Consider the following 23,598-nt stretch of genomic DNA (forward strand, 5'->3'; position numbering starts at 1 on the left):
GCATCGACCTAGTACTAAAGCGTACAGGGAAAAGAGGGATCTTCCCTAGGCCGAGCCACACGCCAGCAACCAGGCAAGCGAGCACTGCCAAGTCAACCAAAAACGCGGATAGATGGAACGCTTTGACCGGAGCATTATCAATTGGCCAACGACTGTAGAGGGCGACCGGCCCATAGCTGATCTTCGGGTTTGGCTTGCCGGGCCCGAGTGCAACGGGGTAGCACGAGCTGCGAACACAGAATTGCAGCGGCCAACCGTGCGTCCAGTTTATATTTGGGGCGTTTCCGAAGTAGTCACCGTGACTTCCGGGCATCGTAGCGTTCCAGCCAGTGTGGTAACCGTCCACACCAAGAAACGCAAACGCCGCGATGAGCGAAAGGCAGGCGTGCAACCTAAAGGTAAGTGGTTTTCGGCACTCCATTGCAAAGTCAGGTTTCAGGGCCAGAGGATTTCAGTCGGATAACGGTGGCCATCAGCGGGCACGGAAGGTGACTTGTCCATTGCCAAAAACCTCGCAAGCCGTGCTCCGTTGCATGGCTTGGTTCAAGTAAGCCGCTATCGCGGCGGGATTTTGGTGAGGTGGAATTGATGAGGGAGTTGAGGTTTCGCTGAAGCATCCTGGCAGGAGGAGCTGTTCGCTGTGAACAGCCCATCAACTCCTCCTGCTACAGGAACACATCCATGCCCAAGTCTAACCCCCAGACTCCTGCAAATCCACGCGGTCGTTACTTTCCTGCCGAACTTCGCCAGCGTCTTTCCGAGGACCTGCATCTTACCGGAAAGGCGAAACGCACTCACGATGGCTACATCCGTGCCGTCCGGCAACTGTCCGACTTTGCGAAGTGCAGTCCCGACAAGGTCACCGAAACGCAACTCCGCCAGTTCTTTCTACACCTCAAGAATGATCGCGAGTTCGCCAATGGGTCGCTTCGGGTCGCACTCTCGGGCGTGAAGTTCTTCTTCACCTTCACCTGCAAACGCGACTGGGAGATCTTCGCGATGCTCAAGCTGCAGAACGCCAAAACGCTGCCAGTCGTACTGACCATCGAGCAGGTCCACCGCATCATGCAGATCACCAAGACTCAACGCCTGCTTGTCTTCTTTTGGACCGTTTACACCATGGGACTGCGGCTCAACGAAGCCTTGAGCTTGCAGGTTGGTGACATCGATGCCGCTCGCGGGTTCGCTCACATCCATCGCGGGAAAGGAGCCAAAGATCGCTTACTGCCGCTGCCACCTTCAACGCTGAAGTTGTTGCGAAGCTATTGGTGCACGCACCAGCATCCGTCGTTGCTGTTCCCCGGCAATCGACGCGGGCACTCACTGGCCAAGCACGGGATCAGCACGGCCAAGAACCCGATGTCTGAAAAGACCGTTCAGGAAGCCATCGCCAAGATCACCGGAACGATGAACCTGGGCAAGAAAGTCACGCTGCACACGCTCCGGCATTGTTACGCGACGCACCTACTCGAAGCGGGCGTCGGATTGAAGGCCCTCCAGAAACTGATGGGGCACTCTTCGCTACAGTCCACCATGATCTACCTGCACTTGACCGACACCGCCGAGGCCAACTCGCGCGAGGTCATTAACATGATGTTCGGCAAATCGCCCGGAGAAGACGACGGCAACGATGCCGGTGCGAAAGCTAAGTTGAAGTAGCCTCTGCATCAGCAAGATGCCCAGCGTCAGCGATGCCTTACGGCAGTTCGCACCGGCTTACTTGAAACAGAATCCCGGCTCCGTCTCAGTCATCCAGCAGAAAGTTCTTGGCGTGATCACGCGTTGCCGTACCGGCGCGCTTGGTGGCGTTCACTATCAATGCGACGGATGCGGGCGAGAACACTGGGTCGGGCGTTCGTGTGGCAATCGGCACTGCCCGAACTGTGGTCACGAGAAAACGCAGCTGTGGATTGAAACGCAGTCCGCCAAGTTAATGCCAGTGCATCACTTCCTCGTCACTTTCACGGTCCCTCGTGAACTGGGCTTGGTGCTGCGCGCTCATCAGCAAGACGGATACCGCTGTCTATTCGATGCCAGTAGCCAGAGCATCCGCGACGTCGGCGCGGCGACCAAGGCCCTGCGCGGTTGCGTGCTGGGGTTCTTCGGTGTGCTGCATACTTGGGGGCGTGACCCTGCCGTCTATCATCCGCACATTCACTATGTCGTTCCCGGCGGCGGAGTGAAGTTGGATGAGAGCGGCAATGCGGTCTCGTGGCAGAGCACACCGAAGAACTTCCTGTTCCATCATGCGACGTTGATACGAGTCTACAAGGCCAAGCTCGCCGACGAACTCCGGACGGCGGGCCTCTATGACTGTGTTCCCAAGCAAGCTTGGGACAAAAACTTCGTCGTCGACATCCAACCGGTCGGACACGGCGTGCCGACGCTGAAGTACTTGGCACCGTACGTGCACCGCGTGGCGATCAACAACAGTCGCATCGTGTCGGTCGATGAAGCGGAAGTGATTTATACGATTCGCCGCAGCAAGCCGAAGCGAATGGAAACCAAGCGTGTCGCCGGCGAAACGTTCGTCGCGAGCTTCTTACAGCACGTTCTGCCACCGGGCTTCCACAAGATCCGGCACTACGGCTGGATGAGCTCGAACAGCAAACTGGCCATCGAGGAGGTGAAGTGGTTGGTGTGGCTGTTCTTGGGCTGGACTTTCTGGCTGGGCAGCGGCCACGCACCGCAAGAGAAACCACTGACGGCGCCGCTTCGGTGTGCCGTCTGTGGCGGCCAGTTGCGGGTGGTGGAGGTGACCTACGAGTCGCTGCAATCGGCCCGGATCATCCCCGAACATTCGCTGACATATTTCGACAGTGGATAAATGAGAACTTCAAAGCAGCGTCATGAATCATTCGAAGCGTCACCGGGAGGGCGGGGGCTGAAGGTGCGCGGCAACGTCAACAACGATCGAGAAAATCCAGCATCAACGACGCTCAGGAGCACTGAGCTGCGGTCAGTAACGTCAACAGCAGTGGGCGACGAACCAGAAACTGGCACAGCAATCTCGCAAGTGCCGACCTGGGCACTCGACGCGCAGACGCAACCGGAAGCAAAACCCAAGTAACCACCGGCGCTAACCTCCGGGCTTCTTGAACAAACGACTTGAACATCGGCTCGCAAGCTCGCGATGTCAAATCCTTATTGGTTGAACAAACGACTTGAACATCGGCTCGCAAGCTCGCGATGTCAAATCCTTATTGGTTATTCGCCGCTGTTACAACCATCATCGTTTGTCCTCATACGGAACGAAAGGAGCGTGTGAACTTATCGCTTGCCAAAGTTTACAGTATCGAATTGCAGCATCGAATCCCTCGTATGCCATGTATCCTGCGCCGTCGAATCGTACTGACGTAACCTCGCAATGAAGTCGTGCCGTCAATGCGGTGGTTGCGTTTCCACAGCAAGCTATTCCGATATCCGCTGGAGAGTAAAAGCTCTTGAGGTGGCGAAACCTAATCTCGGACGCAATGTCGTAAAGCCGTTGTATATCTGATTCGGCTATGTGCTGGTGAAGAGTTACCGTTTGTTCGCCACGATACGGCGGTTGGCGAACGCGTATCGTCTGCGCCAAGATACCATCGCGACTAATCGTTAGTCGCCATGTCGATAGATCGCAGCTATGCGATGGCGTCAATATCGCCGCACCGAAGATATGCTCCTCGTCAAGCACGATGTCGCGTTCAACGTGTCGAGAGATTTCCATTTGATTCGAATAACGGCAGTGGTCACCCGGCAAGCGCGGATGACTCTCCATTTGAAAACGCCCCGATTCGCGTGCTCGGGTGCACCACATTGTTGTCCGCTACGTCGGGCAATGTGATTGGAACCTGCGAATCGCAAGTAAGGCCTCAGCCAAGGAAACGGATGTCAGCCCGTAGGCAATCCAACATGCCATGAAGTGCGGGGCCCAAGTCATTGCAACGCCAAGTTGGTTTTCGATAATCGAGCCGATCAGGTCCCAGGAGCGGAACAGGCCTACGCCCGAAATGGCCCCAAGTGGAAGCGAAATGAACAGTGAGGGTCGACGATTTTTGCATCCGTTTGTTCGTACCCGACACCAAGCAAAGATCAGTACGAACTGAATGCAGGCGAGATAGGGCAAGCGTATGAAATTGTTCCATACCCAGTTGTGGTTGGCGTACGTAGCAATGGCGTCGCGAGTCCCGAGTTGTACAAATAGATCTGCGTGAACCGCCCCAATAAAACCCACAACGAACAATGTAGTTGCGCCGAATGTCTTAACGGTATTGCGGGCAAAAATCGACGGAAGATGTTGAACCTCCGTTGGCGGAGTGTATGGGTTTGCAAAGCAGTAGTGGCCACAGAAAGCAGCCAAGGGAATGGTGGTCGGCATTTCGAGTAGGCAGTCACTTTTGCTAAGGGGGAGCGGTGATTTCAGTCGGGATAACGTTACGCGTAACCGGGAACGCGCGGAAAAGGTTTCAAACGACCAAATCGCTCAACTCGCGTTCTCCGGTTCACGCGATGGTTACCCGCCATGGATTGTCCGGTGTTCACGCAGTCGCGACCAGCCATAAACTAGCGACCCAAGGATGATTGCGGGAAGCGTGAAGATGCCAATGTACCAAAGGATCCCAAGCCAAGCGAACGGTTGCCCGAGGATAGGTAGTAGCTTGAAGACGCAGAACAACATGAAAGAGGCTAGCAGCGTCAACAGAATATTCGACGTCAGGACACGAATGATAGAAGGGGCGTGTTGAATTGGACGGTACGCCAAGCCTGCAATCAGTTTTGAGTTGGCGAAAGCGATTGGAAACGCAAGGATGCAAACACAAACGAAGAAAAAGGGGATACCTAGCGGCTTTTCGATGGGGCGAACGTAGGTCATGGCCGCAATGAATGTTACGAACCAACTGGGAACGGCGAAAAGTGTTGCAAGCAAACAGTTTCGTTCGGCGGTCGATCTACGCGATGGATGTAGATGACGAGAGTTGTCGGCAGTTGTCGGTTCGTATGGATTCAACGCAGCTTAGTCGGGTAACGTTACGCGTCACCCGGTACGCGCGAATGATTCTCAACTTCAAAACCGCCCGACTCGCGTACTCGGGTGCACGCGATTGTTACCCGCCGTTATTTGGGCGTGACGAGATCAGGCGGGCAAGCGACTGTCGGTCGCCGGAACGCATGATACCACGGAAGTACACCCGAACATCAGACCGTGGAGTGAGCAGCATACGGTCCCAGCGTTCGGAACCATCAAGAGTGGCATAGTCTTCGAGCAGAGGCAGTATTGCCGAAGAGTTGATGGGCTCCGTGTTTCCGTCTGAGAACACAATCGAGCCATCGAAAATGGTTGGTGGTGGAGCAGACCGTAACCGGCTAGCGTCGCGCGTTGATGCGAGCCAAGTAACGAAGGCCGCAATGTCATCCGGATCATCCAGCGTTACGGGAGGTTGGTCGCCGTTTGGCTTGAGCGTGATAGAAGAAATCAAGTTTGGCGATAAGCCATGTGTTAGGGTGAACTGCCGATAGACCGCGGGGCCGAAAGTGATGCAAAGAACCACGATCGCAACGCAGGCGAGAACTGAGTAACGGCGGATGCGAGAGCGAGGTTGCGTTGTTGAATCGGAATTCATCGTCGACGAAAGAGAGTGCAGTCAGTCGGGTAACGATTAATTATCCCCGCCTCACACGGGGTCTAAACATTTTACAGACTGGGTCAGGCGAGGATAAAGGGTTTTATGCCCGGCTGACCCGTGCATAATACGCTTAGCCCGAGCGAGGGGGAAGAGAGAACCGAATCTCGATTGAACTTTTCTGATTCAAAGCACTTTTTGCTTGCCTTTCCCCTCCGCGGGGGATAGAACACACGTTCACTGATGGGAGGTGCCTTTCGCTGAGGATGTTCCAATGTCTGTTGAGCTGTTTCGTCAACGATTGAGCCGTGCCCAGCTGCATCCCAATGATTTGGCATGGATGCCGCAATGGTTCGATGAATACGCAAGACTACAGCAAGATGACGGCGAGCCTCTGAAGGTTGAGACGTCCCGGGTGCTCGCGTTCCTCCGTTCTCTCCGCGATCGGGGCGTGCCAGCCTGGCAGCGATTGCAGGCGGCCCGAGCGGTCGAGTGGTACCAAGCGCTCGTCTTACGCAATGACGAGGTGGATTTCGTTCATTTCAAACAGAAGCTTGGTGAGCTCGCTGAAGTTGAAAAGCGCGCCGGGGTGGCAGTCGAGAATGGAGGCGGTATGCCTGGCGAAGGCTTGCCAGGACTGATCGATCCGAATGAACCCGCAGCTGTACGCAAAATGCGAGCGCGAATGCGGGTGCTCCATCACCCAAAGTCCACCGAACAGGCCTACGTCGGATGGCTCGTTCGTTTCATTCGCCACTTGGACGACGAAAATGTGGACAAATATGGCGAGCCCGAAATTGGGCAATTCCTAACCGAGCTAGCAGTCGTCGGTGAAGTTACTGCGGGGACGCAAAACCAAGCTCTGGCAGCATTGCTCTTCTTTTTTGGGAAGGTCGTCGGCCGCGATCTAAAGTTTGTCGAACGCGTCCGGGCAAAATCGAGCCGATACCTGCCGGTCGTGTTAAGCCGACCCGAGATTGCAGAACTGGCGCCCCACATACGTGGCATGAACGCAACGATGTTTCGGCTGATCTACGGCAGCGGACTGCGTCATCGCGAATGCCGTTGCCTGCGTATCAAGGATGTCTGTTTCGACACCGGTCATATTGTTGTTCGCGACGGCAAAGGTCAGCATGACCGGATCACCGTCCTGCCAGGTGCAGCCGTGGATTCGCTGCGAAGTTGCATTGACCTGGCCAGGTCGCTTCATCGCGATGATTTACAGGACGGACACGGCCGAGTCTATTTGCCGTTCGCACTCAAGCGAAAGTATCCCAATGCGGATCGTGAACTCGGCTGGCAATATGTTTTTCCATCGCGACAGTTGTCCAAAGATCCGCGAACCGGCCTGCTGCGCCGTCACCACGTGCACGCTGGCACTTTTGCAGATGCGATGAAGCGTGGCTTGTCGCGGACGTCGATCGTGAAGCCGGCGACACCGCATTCTCTGCGTCACAGTTTCGCGACACACTTGCTTGAACCCGCATTATTCACCAAACGTCTGAATGCGGCCTGATTTGTTGACGAGGCGGCTTGGAGCAGCGGCGTGATTGATTTTGGAGTTGGTTCTGTCGGTGAGCGCGCAACGGCCCCCTCCCCAAAGCCGTGTTTCGTGTCGATGGGTGCCTTTAGTGACGAAGCACTTCTTGCAAATGTGCGTGCTCCGGCGGTGGCGTGAAGCCATGGGCAGGACTCGCTTTCGGTGCTACGACTTGCCAGCCTTCGATACGGCCGATCAGACGGGACCACAACGGCTCGGCCGACTGAGAGATTCGCAGAACTAATCGGCGCGAGTGCTTGACCATTCGGCCGCCAACCTTCAGCATGAAATCGACGAACCGCTGCATGTCCCAGCAACCCCCCACCGCATCTTCGAGTTCATTGCGGCAGATCGTATTGAGATTGAAGGCCAGCAACGCAAGCAACATCGTCGCTTCGTTTTCCTTGAATCCCTGCGACGACAAGTGAACACCGATCGCTTCGTTGAACTCGCCAAGCCGGTCTTCAAACGTGCCTCGCTTGCGGTAGTGTGCCAGCAGTTCATCGGCACCGCGAGCATCCTCCGACCAGTTCGTCACCAAGAAGAACCAACGCGGCATCAAGTTCAACTGACCTGTCTTGGAATCGGGCTGATCAACCACAACGAGGATCAGACGTTGGGCGTGCGTCCAAGAGTCGACCTGGTAGGGGCCAAGCTCAACGGTGTACTCGTAGCCGCCCTCCGGTGGTCGCCCCGGCGAACGAGCGATGTGTTGGGCAGCCAGCGTGTCGAGCTTCTTGTTCGTCTTCAGCCGTCCGACAAAACGCCTGTTTTTCGAGCTCAGTTCATCCATCACGCTGGGAATCGTGTAGCCCGCATCGAGTCGATAATCAACGTGCTGTGCGATCGCGTGCGCGCGGGCATCGGTCTTGTCGACAAAGCGTCTCATGCCATTGGCGGTGTGAACTTGGCCTTGCCGAAGCGTCGCATGAATGAAGCCGTTGCCCAGTCGGTTGCCTTGTCGCGTGCTGTCGTAGTCGCCGTGGACGCTCAGCGATGCAACCAATGGATGGTAAACCGACTTTTTGTAGTAGCCGTTGTAGCTGGCTCCATGCTGTTTGCCATGTACTTCGATGGGGAAACTGTCAATGTCGATGGTGGCATGTTTGACGCGGCGACCTCCCGAGGCGAACACATGACGCTCGACACTTTGAGCAGTCCGTTTCGGACAGCTTCTAAGTTGCACTGCTGTCGAGCCAGGATGCTGATCAAGCGGGATTGAGTGGGTTGGCTTGCCAGTCGCTCGTCGGCGACCTTGTCGCCGGTGCGGTTCCAGACGGACACGCGAAAGGCAGGGGCATGAGCGAGTCGGTCGACGTCGTCTTGAGCGGAGCACCCAACGGCCATCGCAAAGGTCCGTTCGCGAATCAGCTCGTCGATGCGATAGCGAATGCGGTCGGGGCGTCTGGGATCACGGATGTCCTTAGCGATTGAATCGAACAGGCCGAGCCGATGTTCAGCTTCGCGAAGCAAGAGAACGCCGGCGTTGGCGGTGATTCGATGATCGGTCGCTTGAACCTTGACGGAGCGATTGAATTGCGGCTCAAAAAGATTACCTTGGTGTTCACCCATCGCGTGATTCCTTGCTGTGTTTAAGTTGGTTGTGGTTAACCGTTAAACGTAGCGTTTCACGCGATGGCTTTTCAATTCACGAAGTTCCCGGTGAATAATGCGGGTTGACTTGTTATCACCGGTTGGACCTTCGGTAGGCCGGGTGGCGACCAAGGTTATTATCACCGGTTGGTGCCGATGGGCTTCACGGCCGGAACCTTATTATCACCGGTCCAGACGGGGGATGCAATCGCGAAACGACAGCATTCGATGAGTCGGTCGTTTCCGTGCCTTCTCCGCATTCTCTGCTGGCTACACGGTTGCACGACCGCCACCGGATAGTGTGCGATTGCGCACACGCCCGTGACTTGGTTCCGGTGCCGCGGACAGACCATTGCTGAGGGGGGAGTGATCGCGACCTGCGGTCACTTCGATCGAATCTACGCGAGATGGGAGTGTCGCCAGTGGATATGTTCTCCAAGCCAACTCAGGCCGAGCAAGACCTGAAATGGGCGAAGATCTGGTTCAAGCAGTTTGCCGGATTTCATCAGCGCCACAAACAGGCCGATTGGGACTTTTCGCCCGATCACGTGATTGACTCGAACGAACCCGATGCCATCGGGCAGTTTCGCCGTACGCTTCGCAAGGACGGGATGCGAATGCAGACCGAGCGGTCTTACGTCGGCAAAGTGAAAGCGTTCATGGCCGATCGTGGACTGACGTGCTTGGCCGACTTTCAATCGATCGGCCCGTCTGACGTGGAAGCTCACTTGACGGACTTGGCCGTCGATGGCAATGTCGCCGCGTCGACTCAGAACACCGCTTTTCACGGGGCACCATTTGCACTGCGAAACGTTCCCGCGACATTTGAAAGTCGCGGTCGATGCGGCGGGCATCCACAAGCATGTCACCAGTCACACTTTTCGACATTGCTTCGCAACCCATTTGCTGTGGTCCGGCACGGACATTCGCGTGGTTCAAGAACTGCTCGGGCACAGCGACGTGAAAACCACGATGATCTATACGCACGTCATGAACCGGCCGGGGGTCGTGGTTGTTAGTCCGCTGGATCGTTTGAAAGAAGCCGGCCAGCAGCGCGGCTTGAATAACGGTGGGGCGAAGGCTGGTGAGGCTGCGTTGGGAAGTTTGTAGTACCGCCTTTAGGCGGAATTGGGTGTGGGTGGTTAGGTTGTGCGGCCAGGGGATTCCGGCTGAAGCCGGTACTACGAACGGTGGGGAAGGGACAGGCGGCGGTGGCTTTGTTGGTTGCACTGGCTTCCGCGCGCGTCCGGCTTAGCCGCAGAGCGGGCCCGCGGTTTGCGATGACTGATGCAGTCATGATCTTCTCTGGCGGTCGGCCTGCAGGCCGACCGCCCGCAGAAGATCATTGGGGGTGGCCAAATGCCGGTGGCCGAGGCCACCGGCATGATGCTTTCGCCTCTGCGAGGCTGTTGTAAGCTGGACGTCCTGGTCCGGCGGAATTGGGTGTGGGTGTGGGTGTTGAGGTTGGGGTGGTAGGAGATTCCGGCTGAAGCCGGTACTACGAACGGTGGGGAAGGGGACGGGCAGGTGGCGTTGGCTTTGTTGGTTGCGCTGGCTTCCGCGCGCGTCCGGCTTAGCCGCAGAGCGGGCCCGCGGTTTGCGATGACTGATGCAATCATGATCTTCTCTGGCGGGCCGCGTGCGGGCGGCCCGCCCGCAGAAGATCATTGGGGGTGGCCAAATCCGGTGGCCGAGGCCACCGGCATGATGCTTTCGCCTCTGCGAGGCTGTTGTAAGCTAGACGTCCTGGTCCGGCGGAATTGGGTGTGGTGTTGAGGTTGGGGTGGTAGGAGATTCCGGCTGAAGCCGGTACTACGAACGGTGGGGCGAGCGGTGGGAAACGCCGTTGCTTGAACCGCTGGTGCGGCTTCGTGCGGAGACCTTTCCAGTCGGGAATTCTGGCGAGTCTCACTACCCAAGGGTTCGGGATTCAATCGAAGGGGATGGGATTTGCGACGGCATCCGGCATGTCTGTGGTCAGGAACGTAGGGTTCGTCTGGCAGTCGTCGCGGTAGGTATGGATGCCCAAGTCGTCCAACAGTGATCCGGTGCTGGCGTTGATTTCGACCAACGACATCGCATAGCGAGACTGGTCGGAGGCCAACTGCGTTTCGGCTCGCAAGAGTTCCTCTTGCGCGTCGAGTAAAAATTCGATCTGAATCTGATCGGCTTCGAAGAGTGCTTCGGACGACTTCAGCCGGGTTCGTGATGCTTCGGCCTGGGCGACTGAGGATTCCATCGCGGCGTAGGACGATTCGACCGCGGCGTAGGCGTCGCTGACCTGGTGGCGAACACTGCGTTGTTGCTCGGTCAGAATCGATCGCTGGCGACGAATTTGCATGGATGCATTGCGGACGGCGGCATGAGCTTGGCGGCGACCGGCGGTGACACCCATCTCGACACCGAATTCGAATTCTTGGTGGTCGCCCGAAAAGAAATCTTTGTACGCGCTGGCGAATCGTCCACCGTTGCCGGTCAGGTCATCCCCGAACCCTCGTAGGCGATAGCGACCGATCAGATCCAATTGTGGCAACAGGAAATTCTTGGCCGCGATCAATTGCATTTCCTGCTTTTGAACTCGCAACGATTGAGCCATCAATTCGGTGCGGTGGGTCATCGCACGGGTGACCAGTGCGTCATAGTCAAAGGTGATCGGTGCACTGACCGTGGGATCGATCGGACGCAGCAATTCGTCGTCGACAATCGGCAGCCCGATCAACATCCGCAGTCGGCGTTCGATCACGTACAGGCCGTCCTGGGATCCATCGCCGCCCAAGGCAACCTGTGCCTGACGACGGTAGCTGTAGTATTTGGCCCTGGCCTGAGCTTCTTTATTGGCCTCGCCGCCGCCGACCTTGGCTCGCGATTTCGCCAATACACTTTGCCACGTTCGGTAGGCCAGCTGTTCGGCTTCTAGGACGCTTTCGTAGTTGCGGTACTGTCGTTTCAGATCCCAATAGACCGCATACAGGTTTTCTGCAAACTGCCGCAGTTCGATGTCGAATTCAGCATCGGTGACTCGATTGTTCAGGCGAGCGATCAGGATGCCATTGGAAAAGTTGAAACCGGGCCGCGCGTTCGGGCCGGCGATCAAATTGAATGTTCGGCCGGCGCCTTGCAACAGCGGTTGGCGAACACCGGCTTCGTATTCGGTTTCCCAGTAGTTGCGGAAAATATTGCCGGCGCGGTTGTTGTTGTCGTAGCCGTGCGTGGTATTGAAATCGAACGTTCCGCCGCTGGTCCAACGTTTCTGGATGCCGGTCGTTAGGGTGGACGCATCCTGAGTCAGTTCCTGGACGTCGCCGCCCAGGGTGCTGTTGTTGAATACACGATCGTTGTTCTGTGAATTCAGACGTGCGGACAGCCGAGTATCGAATTCTGCTAGTGCGGCAGAGGGGCCGAAGAACGGGTCCGTTGCAGCGATGGCCGAGTCATACACCGTCGTGACGGCGGCCGGGTTGTCCAACACGCGAATGCCAAGCGGCCGCAGCACAGGGCTGTTGTTCAGCGCCAGCGTTAGCATCTCTTGTTCGGTCAGGTCGACGAATCGATCGGGGGCCGATGACGCGGTGCGGGGGCGGAGCGATGGCAGTGTGCCAGGATCGACAGCCATTGGTTCACCGAACTGTTCCAGCATCGCCGGGGCGTATTGCGTTGCGGCGGCAGCGTCCGGTTCGGGGAGTTCCGGCGGGATCTCGATCATTCCGGAATCGATCGAACCGGGGGCATCGAACCATCGTGTCGTGCTGTTCGGCGATTCCTGGGCCGATGGCGCGGCCGACAACATGGCATCGTGATTCGGTTGCCGCGTCGTGGACACCAATTGAAAGATCGTTTTGAATTTGCCTGCCAGCGGGTTTCGGGCGGCTTCGTCGTTTGCCGTGGCGACGGTATCCGGCGGCGTTGCTTGCGTGGCGGCCCGGTGGTTGGCGCATCCGCCGATGGCGATCGCAGCGCCGACCACCAAGCCCATTTGGGCAAGCGAAATCGACGGCCAGTGGCGACGATCGGTCGGTGGCGGCATCATGGGCGGCAACAACGGGATTTTCCCAGAGCGGGTAAACTTGGGCAACAGGGGCGACGCTTCGGTGCGGTACCGATTCTTCGCTAGGATCGTGCGAGCAAAAGGTGTTCGTGCCGGAAAAAGGTGTCCGACCCCTTATTGCCGGGAACCGGCCCTGCGGGTGCTTTGCACAAAAGGGGGCGGACACCTTTTTCCGCTTAGTCCATAGGGAATATCGGTCGCCGGGACCACCGTGCGTCACCGTCCGGCGGCGGCGCGTTTCACGTCGTGCAATCGGAACCAGTCGCACCCTGAAAACGTCCGAAAAGTCAACTCGTCTGTCGCGATCGCTGCGATCGGCATAGAACCAAGGCGAATCAGTTCCGCACTTACTGGCTTGACGCATACTTCCCTTTTTCCCCACTCCACTTGTGATGGTACGGCCTGCGATGAAAACCAACGGCAACGAAACAGGCGATCGGGGGACCACCGCAGATGCGGTGTCGGGCGGCCGATTGGGCGGCTTATCGATCGGCCGAATGATCATGGCGGAGACTCGGTTTTCGTGGCGGATTTCGATTTCCGTCGCTTTGGGCGTGGCGACCGCGACGGCAGTGATCGTCGGTGCGTTGCTGGTCGGCGATTCGATGCGGGGCAGTTTGCGAGGGCTGACGATCGAGCGTCTGGGGCGAACCGAAGCGATGATCGCACCCGGAACGTTCTTTCAGGCCGATGGCATCGTTGCCGATGGTGTCGGCAGTGTGCCGATGATTTTCTTTCCCACCGGCACGATTGAAACGGTCCGCGGGTCAGACGGACAATTGCGCCGTGCGGGCAACGTTCAGATCATTGCGATCGATGCCGGTTTTTGGGATTTGGATGCGACCGGCGTGCGTCCCCAGCAGATGCCCGATGACGACGGTGTTGTGCTGAACGCATCGGCGGCGGCCGAACTTGGGGTCGTGATCGGCGACAACATCACGCTGCGTTTGCCAAGTCAGCAAGCGGTGCCGGCCGACAGTCCCTTGGGGCGGCGGGACATTCGCAGCGAAGGCATTCCTCGACTGCGTGTTCTGGACATCATTCCCGATCGCGGACTGGGGCAATTTTCGGTGTCGCCTAGCCAAGCGGCACCTCAGAATGTCTACGTCGCTCGTTCGCTGGTCGGACAAACGCTTGATCGCCAGGGGCAAGCCAACCTGTTGCTGCTGGATTCTGTCGTCAGTGATGACGATTTGAAGTTGGACCTCGATGATCTAGGACTCTCGCTTCGCCGGATCACCCGCCGCTTTGATGGATCGGAACAGGATGGTCCCGAGACGTCCAATCCAAACGACGTGATTCTGGACTACCTGTCGTTGACCAGCGATCAGTTGCTATTGCCGGCGGACGTCGTCGAACGTGTGGCCGCGGCACTGCCAGAGGGCCAGGTGAACCCGGTCATGACTTATTTGGCCAACGCGATCGAACGCGTCGACGATTCGGGCGAAGTGTTGGCGTCGGTCCCCTACAGCACGATTACCGCAATCGATCGCATGATGGATGCGGATGTCGCACCGTCCGATGTTGGCTCCGGTGCAACGGATCGCATTCCACTGGACTATTCGATTCCCGGTGGTGACGCCAAACCGGGGCAATCCGATTCTGATGTTGTGCCCTTGGTGATCAACAACTGGACAGCCGATCGACTGACCGCTTCGGTGGGGACTCGATTGCGCGTGTCTTACTTTGAACCGGAAGTTCAGGACGGAAAAGAGATCGAACGCAGTTTCGACGCCGTGGTAACGCAGATCGTACCGATCACCGAACCGGATCGCCCGTATCGGCGCAGGCGCGAAGCGGTGTTCAATGATCGGCCGACGATCTTTAACGATCCGGACCTGACGCCCACGGTGCCGGGGGTAACGGATCAGGATTCGATCAGCGATTGGGACCTGCCATTTCGTCTGGATCGAGAAATCACCGGGGAAGACGATGAATACTGGAACAACCATCGTTTGACTCCCAAGGCGTTCATGCCGTTGGAACAAGGGCGTCGTTTGTTCGGCAGCCGGTTTGGCGACACGACGGGATTGCAAATTGCCGTGACCAGAGGCGCGGTCGCGGATGATTCGGTGACGACCGAGGTCGAATCCACCATCCTGCGCAGTCTGCAACCGGTGCTCGATGATTTGGGTTGGCATGTTCGCCCGATTCGTTCACAGCAGTTGGCGGCATCGAAGGGCACCACGCCGTTTGATGGCTTGTTCCTAGCACTGAGTTTCTTTGTGATCCTATCGGCGGTGATGTTGATTGCGATGCTGTTTCGATTGGGATTGGTCAGCCGGATGAAACAGTTTGGAACCCTGATGGCCGTTGGCTGGACGCCGCGACGGGTGTCCCGATGGATGCTTGGCGAAGGGTTGTTGTTGGCCACCGGCGGGGTTCTGCTTGGCGTGGTTGGCGGCGTGGCGTACGCGATCATTGTCTTGTGGGCGCTGCGATCCTGGTGGGTCGGCGCGGTCACCGTGCCGTTCTTGACGTTCCACTGGTCGATATTCAGCCTGGTCGTGGGGGCGATGATCGGGTGGATGGTGGCAGCAGTGACTTTGTTGGTCACCAGTCGGTGGATTTTGAAGTTGGACGCACAGACCTTGTTGTCTGGACGCGACCAGGATGATGGTGTGAGCCGTCGCAGCACACGCAGTCGGCTGCCGATCATGGCGGGGGTGATGGTCGTCGCGGCGATCGGCGTGGCGGTGATGGGAGCCCGATCCGGCGGTCAAGCAGCATCCGGCGGATTCATCGGTGGCGGCATGCTGCTGTTGATGGCCAGCTTGATCACCATCTATGACAGGCTCCGCAAGCCGAGGCAGTTGGGGGATCCAAGCCAGGGGGCCGACTATACGTTCACGCAGATGATCGCCCGCAGCGCGTCGCGGCATCCCCTGCGCAGCACGATGACGATCGGTTTGATGGCGACGGCGGCGTTCTTGATCATCGCGATTGCGGCATTCCGGTTGCAGCCCACCGACAAGGGCACCGGTGGGTTCAGCTTGGTCACGCAATCTGCCCAGCCGCTGTACCGTGATTTGTCCGATCCGAAAGTGCAGTCCGAACTGCTGGGGCCAGATGCCAAATCGATCGCCGACGTGCCGTTGGTGGGGATGCGAATGCGGTTGGGGCAGGACGCCAGTTGCAACAATCTGTATCAGGCAACTCAGCCGACCGTGTTGGGTGTGCCGGACCAAATGAATGAACTGTTTTCGGATGCTGGCCCATCGACCATGGTGGCCGATTCGCTGGCCGGGTTCGATTGGATTGGCACCGATCTGCCGGCGGATTCCGTCGATTCCCCATGGTCGTTGTTGCAGAGCGCAGCGACGGGTTCCGAAACCGATCCGATTCCGTTGATCATCGATCAGAACACCGCGATGTGGAGTTTGCAGATGACCGGCGGCGTCGGCGAAGTGCGGTCGTTCGAATACCAGACTGGCAACCCGATTTTCTTTCGTGTCGTCGGCTTGTTGTCCAATTCGATGTTGCAAGGCCGGCTGATGATCGGTGAAGCGAACTTCAAAACAGCGTTCCCCGACATCAGTGGCTATCGGTTCTTCTTGATCGATGCACGGGCCGACCGTGCGTCCGACGTCGCTTCGATGCTTGAAAATCGGCTCGGGGATATTGGCATGGACGTGTCGCGCAGTGACGATGTTTTGGCCGGTATGTTGGCGGTACAAAATACGTACCTGCGGACCTTCCAGAGTCTGGGGGCCCTGGGTCTGCTACTGGGCACGATCGGTTTGGCGGTTGCCCAACTGCGGAGTGTGTTGGAACGCCGAATGGAGTTGGCCGTGATGCGAGCGATCGGATTCACTCAGCAGCGGTTGGCGACTTTGGTGATGGGCGAGACCGCGTTTCTGTTGCTGGTCGGAATCGGGTGCGGGGCACTGTGCGCACTGATTTCCGTGCTGCCGTATTCGTGGATCTCGGGGTTGCGGCCGCCGATCGTGGAACCGTTGATCGTGGTCTTGGGCATCATCGCGTTTGGAATGTTGGCAGGGTTGATCGCGGTCCGCAGGGTCAGCCGGATGCCGTTGCTCGAGTCGCTACGATCCGAATAGGCAAGGAGAATTGAGCCATGCGACGAGTGAAGGAATTCCACAGCCCGGTGCATCCCGCGTCGGTCAATTCGGCCAGCATCGATCGGGCCGCCATCGATCCGATGGGGGATGCGTCCCGGGTCGGTGGATTGGACGCGTCGGCCCCCGCATCGTTGGCAATCGACGAAGCGATGCTGTTGTGGGCGGACGAAGTGACCGCGCCCGACCATGTCAGCGCCGACCATGCCAGCGCCGACCATGCCAGTGATTCCACGGCGTCGGACTTGGCGGATACCGAGTTGATCCGGATTTGGCAGTTCGATCGTCCGACGGTGGTGCTTGGGCGGTCGTCCAAAGTGAATGACGAAGTGGATCAGGAATTTTGCGATCGACAGGGGATTCCGATTTTGCGCCGTTGCAGTGGCGGGGCTGCGATCGTTGCCGGTCCAGGTTGCCTGATGTACAGCGTCGTCTTGAGTTTTCATGAAAATCCGGAACTGCAAAAGATTGACGCGGCGCACGATCATGTGATGGCGCAGGTTTTGCGTGCTACGCAAAAGCAATTGCCTGACGCGACGTTGCAGGGCATCTGCGATCTGACTTGGAACAATCGGAAATGTTCCGGAAACAGTCTTCGCATTGCTCGACGCCACCTGCTGTACCACGGAACCGTTTTGCATGACTTCGATTTGCAACTATTGTCGCGATGTCTTGTTCATGCACCGCGCCAACCCGATTATCGTCAAGGTCGCGATCATGGTTCGTTTGTGACCAACGTTCCCGTCGATCCTGATCGATTCGCGACCGACCTGGTCCATCAATTCGAAGTCGACGATTCGGTCGATGTGACGTTGTGGTCGGATCGGGTCGAACGTCTGCGACAGCAGCGGTATGACCTGTCAGCGTGGCATTTGCGACATTGACCGTTCGTCGATTCGACCGCTCGGGCAGCATTCACTGACTTCTCCGTCCGTTTACTTATCAACTTCAAAATTTGTGATGACTGAAAGCAAGGTATCTAAACAGGATCTGCATGCCATCCTGGCCCCGCATGACCAGCAGGACGTTCTTCGATTTTGGGACGACCTCGATTCGGCGGGGCGTGACCAGCTTGCCGCCCAGATCGCGGAGATCGATTTCGACGAATTGGACCAGTTGATCGCTGGCCAGGATGCCAAACGAGACTTTGCCGCGATGGCGGCTCGAGCGATGTCGCCGCCGTCGGTCAAGGCGGATGGTTCGGGGGCCGCATGGTCGGCTGCGGATGCGATCCAGCGAGGCGAGGCTGCCCTGGCAGCCGGTCAGGTCGGAGCCGTCTTGGTCGCCGGCGGCCAGGGGACTCGGTTGGGATTCGACCAGCCCAAGGGCATGTTCCCGATCGGCCCCGTATCCAATCGGACCCTGTTCCAGTTCTTTGCGGATCGTTTGATCGCGATTGGACAGAAATACGATGTCGAGGTGCCTTGGTACGTGATGACCAGCGATGCGACGGACGCCGAGACCCGGCAGTATTTCGAAGACAACGACTTCCTGGGGCTGAAGCCGGAACAGGTCCGGATTTTCAAACAGGGGACGATGCCAGCGGTGGATGCGGCGTCGGGCAAACTGTTGATGGCGTCCAAAGATTCGTTGGCGCTTAGCCCCGATGGGCACGGCGGTACGGTCCGGGCGCTGCAGAGAAACGGGTGCTTGGACGATGCCGATCGGCGGGGAGTCCGGTATCTGGCATACATCCAGGTCGACAATCCGTTGGCCAATCTGTGCGATCCCGCCTTGATCGGGCACCACATTTTGGCCTCCAGCGAGATGACCACGCAGGTCGTCCGCAAGCGTTATCCGATGGAAAAAGTCGGCAACGTGGCGTTGGTGGATGGCCGCGTGGAGATTATCGAATACAGCGATTTGCCCGAGTCGGCGGCGAACGCAACCACCGACGATGGTCAGTTGCAGTTGTGGGCCGGGAACATCGGCGTCCACGTGATCAACGTCGATTTCCTGAACAGGATGAGCCAGTCGTCCGGGGCGCTGCCGTTCCACCGGGCGTCGAAAAAGGTCGCTCACGTCGATCAAGCGGGCAATTCGGTTGATCCGGATGTGCCGAATGCAACCAAGTTTGAACGTTTTATTTTCGATCTGTTGCCAGCAGCCGAGAATGCTTTTGTGGTCGAATCGTTGCCCAGCGAAGCATTTGCGCCTGTTAAGAACGCCGAAGGGGCGACGTCGGACACCGCATCACTGGCCAAAACCGCTGTGTCGGACCTGCATCGGGGTTGGATCGAGTCGGCGGGCGGCAGGGTGGATCCGGACGTTCTGGTAGAGATCAATCCTCGATACGCCCTTTCGCCAGGGGAACTAGCCAAAAAGATCCCGGCGAATTTCGAGATCCGTTCCGATCATTATTTGACATTTGAGTAGACTAGAGGGTGCAAAACAGGCACTCGGCCTCATTTCTGGGGCAGCGATTTCTGTTCACAGCGAAACTTTGCCCTGTGCAGCGGTGTTTCATCAGTTGAATCACGCCTAGCGGCGCGAGGTTTTCGCCAAGCACCTATCATGCGGACTGCTGACCTCCATCGGCTGTCCTAGCCATGCGGTCCATCGAGACATGGCCGCACGCGTCCCGCGAAACTTCCCGCCTCCGTCTCTCCTTCCCCACCGAAAATCTATGTTTTTCCGACTCACCCGATCTTCCGGGATCGATCGCCGCGGTGGCATCATGGGCGGCCTTCTGGTCTGCCTGATTCTGGTCGGCGTCATCGGTGCCGTTGGCTACCGCTTCTTCTATGACAGCGCAGCAAACTCGGTCACCAAAGACTTGATCACGGCCAGTGTGTCGCGAGGCCCGTTTGATCACATCGTGCTGGAACAGGGCGAAATTGAAAGTAGCAGCAATACCGAGGTGATTTGCGAAGTCAAATCGCGCGGGTCTGCTGGGACCGCCATCCTGTGGGTGATCGACGAGGGAACGCGAGTCAAGAAGGGTGACAAGCTGGTCGAACTGGATTCGTCCGAATTGGAAGTGCGGCTGAAAGAGCAGCGGATCCAGGTCATCACCGAAGAGGCGCGTGTGACGACCGCACAGGCTCAGCTGGAACAAGCCAAGATCTCCAAAGAAGAATACCTTGAGGGCGTTTTCAAGACGGACGAAAAGGCGTTGCTGAGCGAGGAAGCTGTTGCCAACCAGAACCTGTTGAAGGCTCGTTTGGCGATTGAAAGCAGTCGTCGATTGGTCGCCAAAGGGTTGGTCAAAGAACTGCAACTGCAGGCGGACCAGTTCGCCATGATCAACGCGAACAACCAATTGAGTTCGACGCAGGGCCGATTGCAGGTGCTGCGGAACCTGACCAAACAAAAGATGTTGGTGCAGTTCAATAGCGAAATCGAAGCCGCTGCGGCCGCACTGTCGGCCGCCAATAGCGAGCTGATGGAAGAACAGAACGAACTGGACGACATCGAACTGCAGATCGAAAAGTGCGTCATGTACGCTCCGTCGGAAGGCGTTGTCGTGCACGCCAACCGATTCAGCAGCCGTGGTGGCAATGCCGAGTTCGTCGTCGAAGCCGGTTCGACCGTTCGCGAACGTCAAGCCATCATTCGTCTGCCCGACCCGACTCAGATGCAGGTCAAATGCAATATCAACGAGTCGCGAATCACTTTGGTCCGTGCTGGCATGCCGGCCAAAATTGCACTCGACGCGATCGCGGGAATGAAACTGCAGGGCGTCGTCAAAAAGGTCAATCGATATGCCGAACCCAACGGGTTCTTCGGTTCGTCGATCAAAGAGTATGCGACGATCATCGAGATTCTTAATCCACCGGAAAACATCCGCACCGGGATGACATCCGAAGTTCAGATCTTCGTTGAACAACTTGAAAATGCTTTGCAGATCCCCATCCAAGGTTTGTACGACCACGGTGGCGAACTTTTCACCCTGGTCCAACGCGGGCCGAACTCCTTCGAAACCGTGGCGGTAACGATCGGTGCGACCAACGACACCATGGCCAGCATCGCGTCGGGGTTAGAGGAAGGCGACAAAGTCGTGTTGAACCTTCGCGAGCACCTATCGCTGATGGATCTGCCCGAAATTGCGGATGAAGACAACAGCGAGATGCGAGAACTGGGTGCCAACAACAAGCACACCGGTGGCGCAGCCGTCCCAGCCGAAGCTGGTGAGGGTGGCCCCCGCGGACCCGGCGAAGGTCGTCCCCGAGGCCCCGGTGGGGATCGCGGACCAGGTGGCGAACGCGGGCCTCGCGATGGTGCAGGTGGCCGTGGACCCGGTGGCGGTGGACCAGGCGGTGGTGGACCAGGCGGTGGCGGCGGTGCACCGGACCCCAACCAGATGGTTTCCCGCAGCATGCAAAGCAATGACACCGATGGTGACGGATCGTTGTCTGCCGACGAGATCAGCAAGATTGACGAACGATTTCGCAGCAACATCTCAGCGGCTGACGAGGACGGCGACGGTTCGGTCACTCGCGCCGAATTGCTGAAGTCGATGAAAGCTCGATTCAGCGGTGGCGGGGGTCGTCCCGAATGAGCGTGACAGACGCGTATGGTACGACCGAATCACAGAATTCGCCCAAGCCGACCGGCCCCAGGCGATTGGCCACGTCGATTCGCGACCTGACCAAAGAATATGTGCTGAAGAGCGAAACGGTGCGCGCGTTGCGTGGTGTTTCATTTGATGTCCCCGAGGGCGACTACGTTGCCATCATGGGGCCGTCGGGCAGCGGGAAAAGTACGCTGCTGAACATGTTGGGATGCTTGGACAAACCAACCGCCGGCAGCCTGTGCCTAGGCGATGACGACATTTCCAAAATGACCGATGACCAGTTGGCCGACATTCGTAGCCAACGCATCGGGTTTGTGTTCCAGTCGTACAACTTGATCCAGCAGCTAAGCGTCGTCGAAAACATCCAGGTGCCCCTTTATTACCAGGGCAAACTGGGTCCCAAAGAACGCCAACGTGCGATCGAATTGGCGACCAGAGTCGGATTGGGCGATCGATTGGATCACCGCCCCAACCAGCTTTCCGGGGGCCAGCAACAGCGGGTCGCGATCGCCCGAAGTTTGGTCAACGATCCGTTCTTTGTGCTGGCCGACGAACCGACCGGGAACTTGGATTCGATCACGACGGACGAAATTTTGGCGATCTTCGACCAACTGAACGAAGAAGGCCGGACGATCATTTTGGTAACGCACGAAGATGACGTTGCCCTGCGTGCCAAACGCATCGTACGGCTCAAGGATGGGATGTTGCATACCGACGAACCGGTCGCGGAATCGGATCGTGAAGCGATGCGTGAACGACACGCCCGCGCGGTCGCTGAACTGCGGGCTCGCGAATAACTGCGGCCCCCCCCCTCGTCTTCAATTCCTGACCATGATGGGCTTTGCCCGGCGGAGATAGATCTAAATCATGCTGTGGCTTCGAACCTGGCAACTTGGCATCAAGAGCCTTGCACTGCACCCGCTGCGAACCGGGCTGACGATGCTTGGCATCATGATCGGCGTGTGGGCCGTGATTGTATTGACGGCCGTTAGCCAAGGAGCCAGCGACCAAGTTCAAAAGCAAATTGAATCGCTCGGTTCGACCACCATCATCGTCCGCAGCCAAAAGCCGCCGGAAGATAAGTTGGCCGGCATGGCGGCGACCCAGTACGGATTGCTGCGCAGCGATTTGGATCGGATTTTGGCCAGTGTGCCGACCATCGATACCGCGATTCCAATCCGCGAAATCCGGCGCCAATTCACCTACCGCGATCAGGTCGTCGATGGCCGATTGGTCGGGTGTACCCCAGCGTATGCCGAAGTCAACCATCTAAAGATTCGAGCCGGCGGTGGACGCTTTCTGTCCGACGCTGACGAAATGAAAGCGGACACGGTCTGCGTCGTTTCGGCGGGTGTCGCCGATCGCTTGTTCCCGTTCGAAGAACCGCTGGGCAAACGGGTCACCGTCCCCGAACATACCGACAAGTACAAAATCGTCGGAGTGCTAGAGCACCGCAATCCATCGGCGGCGATCGGCGGATCGTTGGATTCGCAAGACTTTTCGTCGGATATCTATATCCCGATGCAGACGCTGCGGAAACGTATCGGTGACACGATCGTGACCCGTCGCAGTGGTCAGTTTCAGATGGAAATCATGGAACTGAATCAGATCACGTTGCAGGCTAAAAATCAGGACTTGGTTCGTACATCGGCGGCAATGATCGAAGGATTGTTGGCAACCAATCACAGCGCCTTGAACGACGTTTCGGTCGTGGTGCCGCTAGAATTGTTGGAACAGGCTCGAAACATGAAGATCATGTTCTTGGGCATCGGTATCCTGATCGCCTGCATTTCGTTGGTCGTCGGCGGCATCGGGATCATGAACATCATGTTGGCCAGCGTCACCGAGCGAACACGCGAAATTGGTATTCGTCGTGCGTTGGGTGCCAAGCAACACGACATCACGCGTCAGTTTCTAGTGGAAACGATCGTGCTTAGCTTTGCCGGTGCCATGCTGGGAATCGTGATTGGATTGCTGAGTTTGCCGATGTATCGGGCTGCGATTTGGGGTGTCAAACAGGGCATGCCTGACAAGTTCGCGGCGTTGCCCGCAGCGATCCGCGAAGCCGAGCCATCGATCGTGTACTGGACCATTCCGTTGGCGGTTGCCATCGCGGTTGGCGTCGGTTTGGTCAGTGGTCTTTATCCCGCGATTCGCGCGGCGAAGATGAACCCGATCGAAGCGTTGCGGCACGAATAGGCACAGGCCGCGTTGGCAGCCCC

The 23,598-nt window shown here is 57.7% G+C and carries 13 protein-coding genes and 2 pseudogenes; 12 read left to right on the top strand and 3 right to left on the bottom strand.

The features are described from left to right. Positions 1-681: 681 nt before the first annotated feature. Entirely contained in the window at positions 682-1,659 is a 978-nt protein-coding gene (locus K227x_RS00665; protein ID WP_145167563.1) for a site-specific integrase, read from the top strand. Positions 1,660-1,675: 16 nt separating this feature from the next. Further along, positions 1,676-2,827: an IS91 family transposase gene (locus K227x_RS00670; RefSeq protein WP_145167565.1), complete on the top strand. Its 1,152-nt coding sequence runs from the start codon at positions 1,676-1,678 to the stop codon at positions 2,825-2,827. Positions 2,828-5,087: 2,260 nt separating this feature from the next. Here K227x_RS00670 and K227x_RS30115 read toward each other — a convergent pair. Continuing rightward, a complete protein-coding gene (locus K227x_RS30115; protein WP_218933265.1) occupies positions 5,088-5,603 on the bottom strand; it encodes a hypothetical protein in 516 nt (171 codons plus the stop codon). Between the two features lie 274 nt (positions 5,604-5,877). Here K227x_RS30115 and K227x_RS00675 point away from each other — a divergent pair, with 274 nt between their 5' ends. Further along, entirely contained in the window at positions 5,878-7,119 is a 1,242-nt protein-coding gene (locus tag K227x_RS00675; protein WP_145167567.1) for an integron integrase, read from the top strand. A gap of 112 nt (positions 7,120-7,231) precedes the next feature. On the opposite strand, the pseudogene K227x_RS00680 reads toward K227x_RS00675, so the two are convergent. After that, positions 7,232-8,640: pseudogene (locus K227x_RS00680) on the bottom strand (IS1380 family transposase). Between K227x_RS00680 and K227x_RS30120 the strand changes: the two are divergent. The 3 genes and pseudogenes from K227x_RS30120 (at position 8,596) to K227x_RS00695 (ending at position 9,846) form a co-directional block, all read left to right on the top strand. Next, positions 8,596-8,739, top strand: a complete 144-nt coding sequence (locus K227x_RS30120; RefSeq protein ID WP_218934104.1) for a hypothetical protein — start codon at positions 8,596-8,598, stop codon at positions 8,737-8,739. The pseudogene K227x_RS00680 and the gene K227x_RS30120 overlap by 45 nt on opposite strands. Positions 8,740-9,353: 614 nt before the next feature. Then, positions 9,354-9,473: pseudogene (locus K227x_RS31045) on the top strand (hypothetical protein); the annotation flags it as partial. A gap of 16 nt (positions 9,474-9,489) precedes the next feature. Then, positions 9,490-9,846, top strand: coding sequence for a tyrosine-type recombinase/integrase (locus K227x_RS00695; protein ID WP_391540472.1), 357 nt, complete (start codon positions 9,490-9,492; stop codon positions 9,844-9,846). Positions 9,847-10,666: 820 nt separating this feature from the next. Here K227x_RS00695 and K227x_RS00700 read toward each other — a convergent pair. Next, on the bottom strand, positions 10,667-12,808 hold the full coding sequence (locus K227x_RS00700) for a TolC family protein (RefSeq protein ID WP_246146406.1): 2,142 nt from the start codon (positions 12,806-12,808) through the stop codon (positions 10,667-10,669). 380 nt (positions 12,809-13,188) lie between these two features. Here K227x_RS00700 and K227x_RS00705 point away from each other — a divergent pair, with 380 nt between their 5' ends. The 6 genes from K227x_RS00705 to K227x_RS00730 all read left to right on the top strand — a co-directional run bounded on the left by K227x_RS00705 (position 13,189) and on the right by K227x_RS00730 (position 23,575). Continuing rightward, positions 13,189-16,842, top strand: coding sequence for an ABC transporter permease (locus K227x_RS00705; protein ID WP_246146407.1), 3,654 nt, complete (start codon positions 13,189-13,191; stop codon positions 16,840-16,842). Between the two features lie 17 nt (positions 16,843-16,859). Continuing rightward, positions 16,860-17,744, top strand: coding sequence for a lipoate--protein ligase family protein (locus tag K227x_RS00710; RefSeq protein WP_246146408.1), 885 nt, complete (start codon positions 16,860-16,862; stop codon positions 17,742-17,744). Positions 17,745-17,820: 76 nt separating this feature from the next. Then, complete coding sequence (locus K227x_RS00715; protein ID WP_145167575.1) at positions 17,821-19,236, top strand: UTP--glucose-1-phosphate uridylyltransferase; 1,416 nt, start codon at positions 17,821-17,823, stop codon at positions 19,234-19,236. Positions 19,237-19,486: 250 nt separating this feature from the next. Continuing rightward, the gene (locus K227x_RS00720; protein ID WP_246146409.1) at positions 19,487-21,361 is read left to right on the top strand and encodes an HlyD family efflux transporter periplasmic adaptor subunit; all 1,875 of its coding nucleotides are present in this window, start codon (positions 19,487-19,489) and stop codon (positions 21,359-21,361) included. After that, a complete protein-coding gene (locus K227x_RS00725) occupies positions 21,358-22,173 on the top strand; it encodes an ABC transporter ATP-binding protein (RefSeq protein ID WP_145167577.1) in 816 nt (271 codons plus the stop codon). Before K227x_RS00720 ends, K227x_RS00725 begins: the two co-directional genes overlap by 4 nt. 70 nt (positions 22,174-22,243) lie before the next feature. Further along, positions 22,244-23,575, top strand: a complete 1,332-nt coding sequence (locus K227x_RS00730; RefSeq protein WP_145167579.1) for an ABC transporter permease — start codon at positions 22,244-22,246, stop codon at positions 23,573-23,575. The last annotated feature ends 23 nt before the right edge of the window (positions 23,576-23,598 follow it).

Origin of the sequence: Rubripirellula lacrimiformis, assembly GCF_007741535.1 — a bacterium.
Classification (GTDB): Bacteria; Planctomycetota; Planctomycetia; order Pirellulales; family Pirellulaceae; genus Rubripirellula; species Rubripirellula lacrimiformis.